At 65.0% G+C, this 14,634-nt stretch carries 14 protein-coding genes; 10 read left to right on the top strand and 4 right to left on the bottom strand.

The features are described 5' to 3' along the window. Positions 1-24 precede the first annotated feature (24 nt). The 3 genes from dusB to ACVOLO_RS12980 all read right to left on the bottom strand — a co-directional run bounded on the left by dusB (position 25) and on the right by ACVOLO_RS12980 (position 3,397). On the bottom strand, positions 25-1,023 hold the full coding sequence (gene dusB, locus ACVOLO_RS12990) for a tRNA dihydrouridine synthase DusB (RefSeq protein ID WP_481570729.1): 999 nt from the start codon (positions 1,021-1,023) through the stop codon (positions 25-27). A 94-nt stretch (positions 1,024-1,117) separates the two neighbouring features. Further along, positions 1,118-2,068, bottom strand: coding sequence for a ribokinase (locus tag ACVOLO_RS12985; RefSeq protein WP_481570728.1), 951 nt, complete (start codon positions 2,066-2,068; stop codon positions 1,118-1,120). A 30-nt stretch (positions 2,069-2,098) separates the two neighbouring features. After that, positions 2,099-3,397: a NupC/NupG family nucleoside CNT transporter gene (locus ACVOLO_RS12980; RefSeq protein WP_481570727.1), complete on the bottom strand. Its 1,299-nt coding sequence runs from the start codon at positions 3,395-3,397 to the stop codon at positions 2,099-2,101. 186 nt (positions 3,398-3,583) lie between these two features. Between ACVOLO_RS12980 and ACVOLO_RS12975 the strand changes: the two genes are divergently transcribed. The 4 genes from ACVOLO_RS12975 to ACVOLO_RS12960 all read left to right on the top strand — a co-directional run bounded on the left by ACVOLO_RS12975 (position 3,584) and on the right by ACVOLO_RS12960 (position 8,433). Continuing rightward, positions 3,584-4,570 (top strand): potassium channel beta subunit family protein, encoded by a 987-nt coding sequence (locus tag ACVOLO_RS12975; RefSeq protein WP_481570770.1) that lies wholly within the window; start codon positions 3,584-3,586, stop codon positions 4,568-4,570. A gap of 285 nt (positions 4,571-4,855) precedes the next feature. Next, a complete protein-coding gene (hemP, locus tag ACVOLO_RS12970; protein ID WP_481570726.1) occupies positions 4,856-5,050 on the top strand; it encodes a hemin uptake protein HemP in 195 nt (64 codons plus the stop codon). Between the two features lie 152 nt (positions 5,051-5,202). Beyond that, complete coding sequence (locus ACVOLO_RS12965) at positions 5,203-7,407, top strand: TonB-dependent hemoglobin/transferrin/lactoferrin family receptor (RefSeq protein ID WP_481570725.1); 2,205 nt, start codon at positions 5,203-5,205, stop codon at positions 7,405-7,407. A gap of 99 nt (positions 7,408-7,506) precedes the next feature. Then, complete coding sequence (locus ACVOLO_RS12960) at positions 7,507-8,433, top strand: DUF6607 family protein (RefSeq protein ID WP_481570724.1); 927 nt, start codon at positions 7,507-7,509, stop codon at positions 8,431-8,433. Positions 8,434-8,764: 331 nt separating this feature from the next. Here ACVOLO_RS12960 and ACVOLO_RS12955 read toward each other — a convergent pair whose 3' ends face one another. Then, a complete protein-coding gene (locus ACVOLO_RS12955) occupies positions 8,765-9,118 on the bottom strand; it encodes a DMT family protein (RefSeq protein ID WP_481570723.1) in 354 nt (117 codons plus the stop codon). Positions 9,119-9,301: 183 nt separating this feature from the next. Here ACVOLO_RS12955 and ACVOLO_RS12950 point away from each other — a divergent pair, with 183 nt between their 5' ends. The 6 genes from ACVOLO_RS12950 to ACVOLO_RS12925 all read left to right on the top strand — a co-directional run. Beyond that, entirely contained in the window at positions 9,302-10,015 is a 714-nt protein-coding gene (locus ACVOLO_RS12950; protein ID WP_481570722.1) for a response regulator transcription factor, read from the top strand. Positions 10,016-10,126: 111 nt separating this feature from the next. Next, on the top strand, positions 10,127-11,398 hold the full coding sequence (locus tag ACVOLO_RS12945) for a sensor histidine kinase (RefSeq protein ID WP_481570769.1): 1,272 nt from the start codon (positions 10,127-10,129) through the stop codon (positions 11,396-11,398). Between the two features lie 426 nt (positions 11,399-11,824). Beyond that, positions 11,825-12,205, top strand: a complete 381-nt coding sequence (locus tag ACVOLO_RS12940) for a diacylglycerol kinase (RefSeq protein ID WP_481570721.1) — start codon at positions 11,825-11,827, stop codon at positions 12,203-12,205. A 58-nt stretch (positions 12,206-12,263) separates the two neighbouring features. Then, positions 12,264-13,013 carry a TerC family protein gene (locus tag ACVOLO_RS12935; RefSeq protein ID WP_481570720.1) on the top strand — a complete coding sequence of 250 codons (750 nt, stop codon included), beginning with the start codon at positions 12,264-12,266 and terminating at the stop codon, positions 13,011-13,013. 143 nt (positions 13,014-13,156) lie between these two features. After that, a complete protein-coding gene (locus ACVOLO_RS12930) occupies positions 13,157-13,798 on the top strand; it encodes a LemA family protein (protein WP_481570719.1) in 642 nt (213 codons plus the stop codon). Between the two features lie 10 nt (positions 13,799-13,808). After that, positions 13,809-14,634 (top strand): TPM domain-containing protein (locus ACVOLO_RS12925; RefSeq protein WP_481570718.1); only part of this gene is annotated, 826 nt, incomplete at its 3' end.

Here is a 14,634-nt window from a genome sequence, read left to right as displayed (position 1 = left end):
GGCGCAGCTCCTGCCCGCGGGCGCTCAGGCGGCCGGTGAAAGTACCGGCGCCTCCCCGGCAATCAGGGCGTCAAAGTAATCGCGCGTCAGCCGCAGCTGTGCATCGGCGCTTTCGGCGGCGTTGACCACGCTGCGGAAGGCCGCGTTCTCCGGGCGATCCTTGGCGTACCAGCCCAGGTGCTTGCGGGCGATGCGCACACCCTGCGGCTCGCCGTAGAACGCATGCAGGTCTATCAGGTGGGCGAGCAGGATGTCGCGCACTTCCTGCAGCGACGGCGGTGGCAGCTGTTCGCCGGTGGCCAGGTAGTGGCCGATCTCGCGGAAGATCCACGGCCGGCCCTGCGCGGCGCGGCCCACCATCACCGCGTCGGCGCCGGTGTGCTTGAGCACCTGCTCGGCCTTCTGCGGTGAATCGATGTCGCCATTGGCCAATACCGGGATATTCAGGATCGCCTTGATCGCGGCGATGGTGTCGTACTCGGCTACGCCGGTGTAGTGCTGGTCGCGGGTGCGGCCATGCACGGCCAGTGCGGCGATGCCGCTGTCCTGGGCAATGCGGGCGATCGCCGGTGCATTGCGCACGTCTGCACACCAGCCGGTGCGGATTTTCAGCGTGACCGGCACCGGCACCGCATTGACCACTGCTTCAAGAATGCGCGCCACCAATGCTTCATCGCGCATCAGCGCCGAGCCGGCCCAGGCGTTGCACACCTTCTTGGCCGGGCAGCCCATGTTGATGTCGATGATCTGCGCACCGTGGTCCACGTTGTAGCGGGCCGCTTCGGCCAGCTGTTGTGGTTCGGTGCCGGCAATCTGCACGCTGATCGGCGCTGGCTCGCCGGCATGGTCCATGCGATGGATGGATTTGCGGGTGTTCCAGAAGCGCGGATCGCTGATGGTCATTTCCGACGCAGCCAGACCTGCGCCCAGGCGCTTGCACAGCTGCCGGAACGGCTTGTCGGTGACGCCCGCCATGGGGGCGAGCACCACGTTGGGGGCGATGGTGTAGGGGCCGATCTGCATGCGGCGTATTGTAGTTGCCCGACGGGAGCCCGGGGCCTGAACGGCATGACGGCCCGTTTCCGGGCCGTCATGTGCTCAAACGATGTGGATGGACTCAGGCGTCAGCCGGGGTCATCCGCGGCATCGAAACCGCTGCGCCTTCCTGCTCGGTGGAGCGGGCGGCGTACTGGTTGGCAAAGCGCACGTGCTTGATGAACGCTGCGTCCGGCGCATGCGCCAGCGAGGCGGCCAGTGCACCATTGAAGGCGTCGCCGGCGCCGGTGGTGTCCACCACCTGCACCGACTCGGCGGCCACGCGGTAGTACGGCTGGCTGTCACCACGCAGCTTGTCTTCGTCATGCGAGACAAACACACCCACGGCGCCCAGCGTCACCACCACGGTGCTGCCCGACAGCTTGCGGCACAACGCGTGCAGGCTGGCGCCATCCAGCGTGGCCACGTCGTCGGCTTCCACGCGCTCGCCGACATGGCGGCCGAGCAGGGCGGCGAACTCGGTTTCGTTCGGGGTCAGCACGTCGGCCAGCTTGAGCAGGCTGATGGTGGACGGGGCATTGGCCGGCGCGGCGTTGAGCATGGTCAGCACGCCTGCCTCACGGGCCAGGCCCAGTGCCGCTTCAATGGACTCGACCGGCGATTCCAACTGTGCCAGCAGCACCTTGGCGCCGCTGATCAGTGCCGCATTGGTGGCCATGAACTCCGTGCTCAGCGAGGCGTTGGCGCCAGCGCCGATCACGATGGAGTTGCGGCCACGGCCATCGACGTAGATGCCGGCCGTGCCGGTGGGCTCGCTGCTGGCTTCGGCAACCAGCGTAATGCCGTCGGCGTTGGCCAGCTGGCGTGCCAGTGCACCGCCGGCATCCTCACCCAGCGCGCAGACGAAGCTGGTCTGCGCGCCGGCACGACAGGCGGCGACGGCCTGGTTGAAGCCTTTGCCGCCGGGGCCGGTGCTGTAGCGCCCGGCAATGGTCGCCCCCGGGGCGGGCAGGGCATCGCAGCGCCAGACATGGTCGACATTGAAAGAACCGGCTACGACAACAGAACTCATGGAATCTACGTCTCAAAGGTGGCTGATGAATCAGCCGAAATGGGTCAGAACGCCGGCGATGGTTGCAGTCATCAGGGTGGCCATGGTGCCGCCCAGTACCGCACGCAGGCCGAACTTGGCCAGGTCCTGGCGACGATCCGGTGCCAGGCCGCCGATGCCACCGATCTGGATGGCGATGGAGCTGAAGTTGGCGAAACCGCACAGTGCATAGGTGGCGATCAGGCGGCCTTCCTCGCTCAGGGTGACGCCCGGAACGTTGCCCTGGATGATCTGCGACAGGTCCATGTAAGCCACAAATTCGTTGATCACGACCTTCTGGCCGATCAGCGAACCCACGGTGGTGGCGTCAGCCCACGGCGTACCGATCACCCAGGCGATCGGGGCCAGCACATAGCCGAAGATGGTGGCCAGGTTGGTCGGCTTGCCGATGGCGGCTGCCAGGCCGGTTACCTCGCCGATCCAGGTCAGCGGGGCGTTGAGCAGGGCGATCAGGGCGATGAAGGCCAGCAGCATCGCGCCGATGTTCAGCGCCAGCTTCAGGCCGTCGCCGGCGCCGGCAGCGGCCGCGTCAATGATGTTGGAGGAGGTCTTCTCCACTTCCATCTTCACCGTGCCACGGGTCAGCGGGGTGCCGGTTTCCGGCACCAGCAGCTTGGCGATCACCAGCGTGGCCGGTGCGGCCATGATCGAGGCGGCCAGCAGATGCTTGGCGTAGAACGCCTGCGCGGCCTGGTCGCCGCCGCCCAGCATGCCCACATAGGCGGCCAGCACGCCGCCGGCGATATGCGCCATGCCGCCGATCATCATCGTGATCAGCTCAGACTGGGTCATTTTGGAGATGTACGGGCGCACGGTCAGCGGCGCCTCGGTCTGGCCGATGAACACGCTGGCGCAGACGCTGGTGGTTTCGGCGCCGGACACACGCATCACCTTGGTGATGGCCGCTGCCATGACCCGCACGATGGCCTGCATCACGCCCAGGTGGTACATCACGCCCATCAGCGCCGAGAAGAAGATGATGGTCGGCAGCACCTGGAAGGCGAAGATGAAGCCGTACTTGGGGACATCCATCAGGCTGCCGAAAATGAAGTTGGAACCTTCATTGACGAAGCTCAGGATCTTGACGAAGCCCTTGCCCAGCCAGTCGAACACGTCGCGGCCGCCGGGAACCAACAGCACCAGCGCAGCAAAAGCGATCTGTAGCGAGATGCCCGTGGCAACCAGCTTCCAGTCCACCGCTTTCTTGTTGTTGGAGAACAGCCAGGTGATGCCCAGAAGCACCGCCAAGCCGAACAGGCCGAAGCCGATCCTGCCCAAACCTTCGACCATGATGAATCCCCGGGCGAGCCCGCAAAAGACGCAAGCCTAGAGCAGCGGCTTATGCCCGGCAAGAATCTTCGGGGCATATGCGGCGAACTGCCCGGATTGCGCCGGTATCGGCAAGGTTTAAGCGCTGAATGGGCAGGCCGTCCAGTTACACTGACAGCCCTTCCGCGCTACCGGCGCGGCCTGAAAATCCTGGAGTCAGCCATGCAGTATCGTCGTCTTGGGTCATCCGGCCTGCAACTTTCCGCCCTGTCCTTCGGTGCCTGGGTGACCTTTGGCAGCCAGATCGGGCGTGAAGAGTCCCGCAACCTGGTCGCCGCCGCCTGGGACAACGGGGTCAACTTCTTCGACAACGCCGAGGGCTATGCCAAGGGCCGGGCCGAGCAGGTGATGGGCGATGTGATCGCTGACCTGCGCTTGCCGCGTGATGGCTACTGCGTGTCCAGCAAGGTGTTTTTCGGCTCGGCCGAAGACCCGGCACCGACCCAGCGCGGGCTGTCGCGCAAGCACGTCACCGATGCCTGCCATGCCGCGCTCAAGCGCCTGCGGGTGGATTACCTGGACCTGTATTACTGCCACCGTCCGGATCCGGAAACCCCGATCAGCGAGACCGTGCTGGCCATGGATACCCTGGTCCGCCAGGGCAAGGTGCTGTACTGGGGCACTTCGGAGTGGTCCGGTGCGCAGATCGCCGAGGCGGTGGCCTTTGCCCGCGCCAATCACCTGTACGCGCCGAGCATGGAGCAGCCGCAGTACAACCTGTTGCACCGCCAGCGCGTGGAACAGGAGTACGCGCCGTTGTATGCCGATGCCGGGCTGGGCACCACCATCTGGTCGCCGCTGGCCTCGGGCCTGCTGACCGGCAAGTACAACGACGGCATTGCCGCCGATTCGCGCCTGGGCCAGCCCTCGCTGGAATGGCTGCAGGCCTCGGTGCTCGGTGAACCGGCCGATGATCGCCTGGGCAAGGTGCGGGCGTTCAGTGCGCTGGCCGCCGAGCTGGGTGAGTCGCCGGCGCAGTTGGCCATTGCCTGGTGCCTGCGCAACCCGAATGTGTCCAGCGTGATCCTCGGCGCCAGCCGGGTTGCGCAGTTGGAAGAAAACCTGCGTGCGCTGGACGTGCTGGCGCGCGTGGACGCGCAGGGCTGGCAGCGGATCGAGGCCATCTTCGGCTGATTGCCGCCGTTCCCGGTAGCGATGATGTCCCCCAGAACGGCCCGGCCTCCCGCCGGGCCGTTCTGTTATCCGGGGGCAGGGCAGGCGCGGCTTCAGCCGCGAAATTGGCGATGCAACTTGTGTCTGCATGGCTGCAATTGCAGGGTCTGGCCATTGCGGAAGAATCTTCGGGCTCCGCGGCTGAAGCCGCTCCTACGGGCGCTGCGAAATCTTTTTGCGAATGGGTCTTGCATTGGTATTGAGAATCATTATCATCAACTCCGTCCCCAGCACGGAATCACCCCGATGTCCGCTCAGCCCATCCTGCTTCGTCCCCGTACCCTCCACCTGCCGCAGCGTCCGGTCCAGTTGATGTCGGCCGACGGCGTTGTCGACAGCGGCGCCCTGCTCAAGGGCCAGCGTGAAATCGTCATCCAGCACGGCGACAAGCTGTATCGCCTGCGCCATACCAGCAACGACAAGCTGATCCTGACCAAGTAAGCCCAGGCCGCATTGCCTGTGGGCCGACGTCGCGGCGGCGGCGGGCCCGTCCAAATTGCCAGTCTCTCTCCCCCCTTGGCCGCGACCGGGTGGTGAAACAACCCGGGGCGTCCCGCCAAGGGTTCTACATCTCCAATGGATTCCGGTTTTCCATGATTCGTCCAACTGTTCTCAGTGCTGCCCTGTGGGCGGTGCTTTCTCCCGTGCACGCGGAAACCGCGGCGTCGGCCGACACGCGTGATTTCGACCGCGTGCAGGTCACCGCCACCCGCACCGAGCGCGCGGTCAGCGATGTCGCCGCCACGGTGAACGTCATCGACCGCGAGCAGTTGGACAACCAACTGGTGCACGACATCGGTGACCTGATCCGCTACGAACCCGGCATCTCGGTGACCCGCAGCGCCGCGCGCTTCGGCGTGGGCGGGTTCCGCATCCGCGGGCTGGACGCCAACCGCGTCTTGATCCAGACCGATGGCATTGCCATGCCCAAGAGCTTTGACATCGGCAATTTCGCCAACGCCAACCGCAACTTCACCGATCTGGAAACGCTCAAGCGGGTGGAGATCGTGCGCGGCCCGGCCAGCTCGTTGTACGGCTCCGATGCGCTGGGTGGCGTGGTGGCCTTCGTCACCAAGGATCCGGCCGACTATCTGAAGGACGGCAAGGACAGTTATGTCGGCCTGAAGTTCGGCTACGACGGTGATTGGCAGGGCCTGCTGGGCAGCGTGACCACCGCCTTCGGTGGCGACCACTGGAGCGGCATGGTCAACGTCAACCATCGGCAAGGCCAGGAAACCGACAACAAGGGTGATGTCCGCAGCCAGGACTACACGCGAACGGCGGCCAACCCGCAGCAGCGCGATGGTCGCAGCGTGTTGTCCAAGCTGGTCTATGCGCCGGACGATACCCAGCGCTTCCGGCTGACCGTGGAAGGCAATGAAGACATCACCGATACCGATGTCTATTCATCGGTCAATGCCACGCATCCAACCCCGTCGGCACGCACCACCACCAGCATGACGGCGCACGACAAGCAGACGCGCGCGCGTGTTTCGTTCGCGCATGAAATGGATGCGTTGAATGCAGCGTTTGCCGACAGCGTGCGCTGGCAGGTGTACCGCCAGGACAGCGAGACCACGCAGATCACCGATGAAGGCCGCACCAACGGCAGCCGTCGTCACCGCGAGTTCAATTTCGACCAGCGTGTATACGGCGCGCAGGCACAGTTCAACAAGGCCTTGCAGACCGGCAGCGTCGAACATGCACTGACCTGGGGCTTTGATGGTGCCTGGACGGAAGTGAAGCAGAAGCGTGATGGCTTCCAGGTGCTGGCCAATGGCAGCACCAGCACCACCATTCTTCCCGATGCCTTCCCGGTGCGTGATTTCCCGATCAGCAAGACCACCGAGCTTGGGCTCTATGTGCAGGATGAAATGCGCCTGGCCGAGGGGCATCTGTCGCTGGTGCCGGGCCTGCGCGTGGATCACTACCGCCTCAAGCCGGAGGTGGATGACATCTTCCGTGAGGACAACCCGGGCATGGCCGTTGCCTCGTTGAACAAGACCAGCGTGTCACCGAAGCTGGGCATGGTGTGGCGCTTTGACGATGCGTGGTCGCTGTTCGCAGGTTATTCGCACGGTTTCCGCTCGCCGCCGTACAACGACGTGAACCTGGGTTTCACCAACGTGATGTTTGGCTACACCGCCATTCCCAACCCCAACCTCAAGCCGGAAACCAGCAATGGTGTTGAGCTGGGCATGCGTTACCTGACCCCGGCCGCGTATGTCAGCGTCAGCGGCTACTGGAACGACTACAAGGATTTCATCGAGTCACAGCGCAATGTGGGCCGCAACGCGCAGGGCCTGCTGGTGTTCCAGTCGCAGAATATTTCCGAAGCCCGCATCTATGGCGCGGAGTTGAAAGCCGGTGTTGATTTCGGCCAGCTCAGCGAAGCGCTGCAAGGCTGGTCACTGCGCAGCGCGGTGGCGTGGTCGCATGGCCAGAACCGCACCGAGGATGTGCCGCTGGATTCGGTGGACCCGCTGCGCGGCACCGTCGGCCTGATGTACGACCGTGATGCCTGGGGCGTGGAACTGGCCGGCACCTTTGCCAAGCGCAAGAGCCGCGTCGCCGAGGCCGATGCCTATCGTCCGGCCGGTTATGGCGTGCTCGACCTGATGGGCCACTGGGAGTTCGCGCCCGGCGCCAAGTTCAACGTCGGCGTGTTCAACCTGGCCGATCGCAACTACATCGACTGGTCCAGCATCACCTCGACGCTGGCCGCCGGCAGCACGGTCATCGACCGCTACAGCAACCCGGGGCGCACGGTATCGGCCAGCGTCTCGGTGTCCTGGTAACGGCAGCTTCTCTCTCTGGTTCCGCAAGGGCCGGTTCTGAAGGATCGATCTCGGCCACGGAAGGCCATTCTCTCTTCGCAACGCTCAAAGGAGCGCTCAATGAAGCTTCATCACGCCAGCCTGTTGCTGCTCGCCACCGCCTGCGGTGCCGCCAGCGCAGCACCCGCCAGCATCGTCCGTGACCATGATTCCATCCTGGCCATGCAGGGCGAGTACACGGTGGATTTCGCCTTCGACGAAACCGTCCTGCTCAAGCCTGGCTACGAGCGCGCGGCAGCCATGCGCAGCGGTGGCAATGAAGTGGTGATCGTCATCGAGGACACGCCGCAGCGGATCGTGCTGCAGCACCTGTTGGTGGACGAAAAGAGCGGCCACGTGACCAAGCATTGGCGGCAGGACTGGGTGTACGAAGCGCCCAACCGTTTTGAGTTCAGCGCTGACCAGACCTGGCAGGTGCGCAGCATTCCGGCCGCGGTGAACCAGGGCGCGTGGACGCAGTGCGTGTATGAAGTCAGCGACGCACCGCGCTACTGCGGCACCGGCAAGTGGCGTTACGACAACAACGTGCCGACCTGGACCAGCGACCTGAGCTGGCGCCCGTTGCCGCGTCGCGAGTACACCAGGCGCAGCGACTACAACGCGCTGTCGGTGGTGAACCGGCATACGCTTACGCCCAATGGCTGGACGCATGAGCAGTTCAACACCAAGGTGCAGCGCAATGCCGACGGCAGCCAGGTGGAGATCGCCCGCGAGTTCGGCTTCAACGATTACATCAAGACCACCGAAGTCGACTTCGCCCCGGCCTATGCGTACTGGAAGGGCACGTCGGGTTTCTGGGCGCAGGTGCGGCAGCGCTGGGACGGTTTCCTCGGCAAGGCGCCGGGCGTACACCTGAAGACCAAGCTGGACGGCATGGCGATGATCATCCCGCTGTTCGAGCAGGCCGAAGCGGTCAAGGACGGCGCGGCGGTGGACACCAGCAAGATCGACGCGGTGTTCGCGCAGTACGTCGAATCAGCCCCGTAGAAGCGACCTCGGCCGCGAAGTCGCCAGCGCCTGCAATTGCAGGAACCACGTTGGCGGATGGCGCCGCGGCTTCGCGCCTGAAGGCGCTCCTGCCAAAGCGGCAGGTGTAGGAGCGGCCTCGGCCGCGGAGCCGATACCGCCTGCAATTGCAGGAACCGCATTGGCGGGTGGCGCCCCGGCTTCGCGCCTGAAGGCGCTCCTACCGACGCGGCAGGTGTAGGAGCGGCCTCGGCCGCGAAGCCGATACCGCCTGCAACTGCAGGAACCACATTGGCGGATGGCGCCCTGGCTTCGCGCCTGAAGGCGCTCCTACCTGTCAGCCGCCGTAGCCTCACTCCTTGAACATCAACAGCGCGGCCACCAGGATCAGTCCGAACGCCGCCCAGTGGTTCCATTTCAACGGCTGCCCCAGGTAGGTGGCCGAGAACACCGCAAACACCAGCAGGGTAATCACCTCCTGCATGCCCTTGAGCTGCGGTGCCGAGTACACCGCGCTGCCCAGGCGGTTGCCGGGCACTTGCAGGCAGTACTCGAAGAAGGCGATGCCCCAGCTGACCAGGACAACGGTCAGCAGCGGCGCGGATTTGTACTTGAGGTGGCCGTACCAGGCCACGGTCATGAAGACATTGCTGGCGACCAGCAGCAGCACCGGATACAGATACGCGGTAAAGGAGGGGGCGGGCATGGGCGGCGTCATCGGAATGGGCCGATAGCATAGGTCCGGCTGGCCGTCTGGCCCCGAAAGAATCGGAGCTTCGTTGCCGGGTGGGCCATTGGTTACATATGAGACAGTTGTCCGGCAGTGCCTTCACATGGTTTCTACTCCCCATCCGGCATCTTTCACAAAGCTGAAGACTGAGGAGGCTCCATGCGACAGACCAAGGAATCGTCCGGGCTCGTGCTGGTTGTCGAGGACAACCGCAACATCTCCGAGATGATCGGCGAGTACCTGGAAGGCAAGGGTTTTGAGGTGGACTACGCGGTTGATGGCCTGGACGGCTATCGGCTGGCTGCCGAGAACAGCTACGACGTGGTGGTGCTGGACCTGATGCTGCCGCGCCTGGATGGCATTGAAGTCTGCCGCCGCCTGCGCAACGAGGCACGCAAATCCACGCCGGTGCTGATGCTGACCGCGCGCGACACGCTCGACGACAAACTCACCGGCCTGGGCTATGGCGCCGATGATTACCTGACCAAACCGTTCGCCATCCAGGAACTGGAAGCACGCCTGCGGGCGCTGATCCGCCGCGAGCGCCGCCAGGTGGGTGCCGAGGTGCTGAAGGTGGCCGACCTGGTGCTGGACCCGGTGAGCATGCGGGCAACCCGTGCCGGCAGCGAGCTGCAGCTTTCGCCCATTGGCCTGCGCCTGCTCACCATCCTGATGCGCGAATCGCCGCGGGTGGTCACCCGGCAGGAGATCGAACGCGAGATATGGGGCAATGGCCTGCCGGACTCGGACACCCTGCGCAGCCACCTCTACAACCTGCGCAAGATCATCGACAAGCCGTTCGACCGTCCGTTGCTGCACACCGTGCAGAGCGCGGGGTACCGCATCGCCGATATCGGTCAACCCATGACCTGAGGCTCCGGCGGGCAGGGCCGCCGCCGGTGGTCAGGGCGGCGGTTGCGGGGTATGGCGTCGGTGGCAGGCGGTCACTCCCTATAATCACGGCGGTTCAGGGGGATGGACGCAATGCCGTACGGCTTGCCGCACAAGATAAGGGTCGCCTTCATTCTGCAGGCGCTGTTGGCCAGCCTGGGCGTACTGCTGGGCGGCTACTTGGTGTCGTTGCTGATCCAGCATGGCCTGGTAAAAGTGGTGCTGGAGGACGAGGCCCAGCACTACTGGGCCCAGCATGCGCAGTCGGCGGAAGCGCCCTTGCCCAACACCCGCCATATCCGTGGCTATCTGCTGGCCGATGGCCAGCCCGACGGACAGGTTCCGGCTGCGCTGCGCCCACTGGCGCCGGGCTTCCATGAAGTGGAGGCGTCCGACCAGCTGGTGTTGGTCGATCAGGGCCCTGGTGCGCGGCTCTATCTGGTCTTCCCGCATGCGCAGGCGCGTCGTGCCGCGTTCTGGCTGGGGGTATTGCCGGTGGTGCTGGTGCTGCTGGCCATCTACGGCCTGTCATGGCTGACCTACCGGGCCTCGTGGCGATTGGTGTCGCCCGTGAACTGGCTGGCGCGGCGGGTGGCACGCTGGGATCCGCGCTACCCCGATGCCAGTGAGCTGGCGCCGGAGCGGCTGCCGCCCGAAGTGCAGGGGGACGCAAAGCAACTGGCCCTGGCGCTGCATGGCATGGCTGGCCGGGTCAGCGAGCATGTCGCCCGCGAGCGCAATTTCACCCGAGATGCCAGCCACGAGCTGCGCACGCCGTTGACCGTGATCCGCATGGCCAGCGACATGGCATTGGCCGATCCGGGCCTGACCCCACGCCTGCAACGGAGCCTGCAGCGCATCCAGCGTTCCGGGCGTGACATGGAGGCCATTGTTGATGCCTTCCTGCTGCTGGCACGCGAAGCCGACGTGGAACCACTGTCCGAGGCCTTCGATGTGGGCGAGGTGGTGCACAGCGAGGTGGACGCCGTTGCCGAACTGCTGGTTGGCAAGCCGATTGAGCTGCGCGTGTTGATCGATGGCCCGCAGCCGATGGTGGCACCGCCCCGGGTAATGCATGTGGTGGTGGGCAATCTGTTGCGCAATGCCTGCCTTTACACGGATGCGGGCGTGATCGAGGTGGAGGTGGCCGAGGGCAGGGTGGTGGTGCGCGACACCGGCATCGGCATGAGCGCCGAGGCGCTGTCACGGGTGTATGAGCCGTTCTTCCGGGGTGACGAGGGCCAACCGCGAGGGGCCGGGCTGGGCCTGCCCATCGTGCGCCGGCTGTGCGAGCGCTGCGGCTGGCGCATCACGCTGGAGAGCATCGAAGGCCAGGGCACCACGGTGACCCTGCACTACCGCTGAGGCCTTACCGAATCCTGATTAGCGTCGAGTCTCAGCTGAGAGCCCCTCTCCCGCGTGCGGGAGAGGGGTTGGGGTGAGGGCAGCGAAGTTGGATGGATGAATGCGTTGCGGGTGGCATTCAGAAGTGGACTTCAATCTCCAAAACACCAATAGAGCCCTCATCCGCCCCTTCGGGGCACCTTCCCCCAAAAAGGGGGCTGCAGTCCCGCAAACGGGAGAAGGGAGTGATCTAAGCCCTCCTTGCCAACTGGCAGTTCGGCTGAGATTCGACACTAATCAGGTTGCCGAATGGGGGCAGGGGTGGCGTGAGGGCAGATGTGGCAAAATCGCCGATTGCTTTCCAGCCTCCCGGTACCTCGTGCATGGCACATTTCCTGTTTCAGCAAGCTTGGTGTAAGCGTCGCGTGGCTGCCTGCCGGGTGTCCCATGGCTGATCAGACCGGGCATATGCCGCGCGGGCCGGCCCGTATCTTCAAGGCGGCGCAGTGGTCCTGGCAGGGCCTGAAGGCTGCCTGGCTGCATGAATCCTCGTTCCGGCTGGAGGTCTGCCTGTTCGTGGCGCTGACGCCGCTGGCGCTGTGGCTGGGGCAGACGCCTGTCGAGCAGATACTGCTGATCGGTTCCATGCTGCTGGTGCTGGCGATGGAGCTGGCCAATTCGGCCATCGAGGCGGTCATCGAGCGCTATGGCCCGGAGTATCACGTGCTCGCCGGGCGCGCCAAGGACATGGGCTCGGCCGCGGTGTTCGTGCTGATGATGAATGTTCTTCTGTGCTGGGGCCTGATCCTGGTGCCGCGCTTTCTTTGATTGAGAAACCACCTGCCGGGCGGCGGTGGTAGTGACGTTTTGTTGAAGGATTTCCTGCATGTCTTTTGAGTTTCTTGCTGACCCCAATGTGTGGTTGACCCTGTTCATGTTGAGCGCGCTGGAAATCGTGCTCGGCATCGACAACCTGGTGTTCATCTCCATCGCCGTCGGGCGCCTGCCCGAGGAAAAGCGCCCGGTGGCGCGCCGCGTCGGTATTGCGGTGGCCTGCATCACCCGCATCCTGCTGCTGGTGTCGCTGGCCTACCTGGCGCACATGGAAAGCAACCTGTTCACTGTGCTCGGCATGGGCATCTCCATCCGTGACCTGGTGCTGGTGGTCGGTGGCCTGTTCCTGCTCTACAAGGGCATCAAGGAAATCCGCGAGCTGGTCAGCGGCGGCGAAGATGCCGACCCGACCACCACCAAGGTCGCTTCGTCCTTCGGCATGGTGATCGCGCAGATCGCCATCATCGACATCGTGTTCTCGCTGGATTCGGTGATCACCGCCGTCGGCATCGCCGACCATGTGCCGGTGATGGTGTGTGCGGTGCTGCTTGCCGTGGCGGTGATGCTGCTGGCGGCCAACCCGCTGGGCCGCTTCATCGATGCCAACCCGACCGTGAAGCTGCTGGCGCTGGCCTTCATCCTGCTGGTCGGCGCGGTGCTGGTGCTCGATGGCCTGGACGTGCATGTGCCCAAGCCCTACATCTACGCGGCCATGGGCTTCTCGGTGATGGTGGAATGGCTGAACCTGCTGATGCGCCGCAACGCCAAGGCACACCACGTGCCGGGCGCGGACAACTGGTAAGCGCGTTGATCTGGCTGGCATTGCTGTCAGCCCCGTCTACCCGCGACGAGCGAAGGGCCGGCATATTGCCGGCCCTTTCTGTATGCACACGCTGCACGCGGACCGTGGCATGCTCGGCGCCTCTGCCGTCCAAGGGTCCGACCATGCGCCAGTTCCTCCGTCTGATGCTGCTTGTTGTCGCGGCGATTTCGATTTCCGGGTGTGGCTACAACGCCATCCAGCAGAAGGACGAGGCGGTCAAGGCCGGCTGGTCCGAGGTGCTGAACCAGTACAAGCGCCGCGCCGATCTGATCCCCAACCTGGTCAACACCGTGCAGGGCTACGCCCAGCAGGAGCGGCAGGTGCTGACCGAAGTCACCAACGCCCGTGCCAAGGTCGGGCAGATCCAGGTCAACGCTGACGATGCGGCTTCGCTGCAGCAGTTCCAGCAGGCACAGGGCGAGCTGGGCAGTGCGCTGTCGCGGCTGCTGGTGGTCAGCGAGAACTACCCGACGCTGAAGTCCGACCAGAACTTCCGTGACCTGCAGGCACAGCTGGAAGGCACCGAGAACCGCATCACCGTGGCGCGTGGCCGTTACATCCAGCTGGTGCAGGACTACAACACCTACATCCGTTCGTTCCCGCAGGTGATCACCGCCAAGATGTTCGGCTATGCGGCCAAGCCCAACTTCACGGTGGAAAACGAGGCGCAGATTGCGCAGCCGCCGGAAGTGCAGTTCGGCAACCCGCAACCGGCCACGCAGCCGCAGCAGAGCGCACCGCCAGCGCCGGCTCCGGCCCAGTGAGCCGGCAGCGGTGAGCCGCCTCGCGCCCTGGTTGTGGTGGCTGGTCTGCCTGCTCGGCTTGAGTTGGGCAGGCGGGGCCGGGGCGCAGCAACTGGCGCCCATTCCGCCGCTGGATTCGCCGGTGGTCGACACCACCGGCACCCTGGATGCCGCGCAGAAGCAGGCGCTGGAACAACAGGCGCTGGCCCTGCAGCAACGCAAGGGCAGCCAGTTGCAGGTGCTGATCGTGCCCAGCACCGCGCCGGAAGATATTTCCCAGTACGCCACCCGGGTCATCGAGCAATGGGCCATTGGCCGCAAGGGCGTGGACGACGGCGTGTTGCTGGTGGTCGCCAGAAATGACCGGCGGGTGCGGATCGAGCCGGGTTACGGCCTGGAGGGCGCCATTCCCGACGCCATCGCCAACCGGGTGATCCAGGAATACCTGGTGCCGCATTTCCGCCAGGACGATTACGCAGGCGGCATCACCGCCGCCACCGCCGTGCTGGTCAAGCTGATCGACGGCGAGGAACTGCCGCCGCCGGTGAGCAGCAACCGCGAGCCGGGCGGTGACGGCGACCAGACCTTCTTCGTCGCCATCGTCCTGGGCGTGTTGGCTGCCGCGTTCACGCGGGTGCTGTTGTCACGGCTGCCGCGCGCGGTGCGCGGTCTGGCCGCCGGGCTGGTTGCCGGTGGCGCCGGGCTGCTGCTGTTGTCGATGATCGGCGGCGGCATTGCCGCGCGGGTGGCGTTCTTCCTCTCCTTCGGCAATGCGTCCCGGGGCGGCTTTGCGCGCGGCGGTGGTTGGGTAGGGGGCGGATTTGGAGGTCTCCGAGGTTTCGGAGGCTGTGGATTCG

This window comes from Stenotrophomonas sp. STEN056 (assembly GCF_056759635.1).
This window is presented reverse-complemented; position numbering and strand designations above follow the sequence as displayed.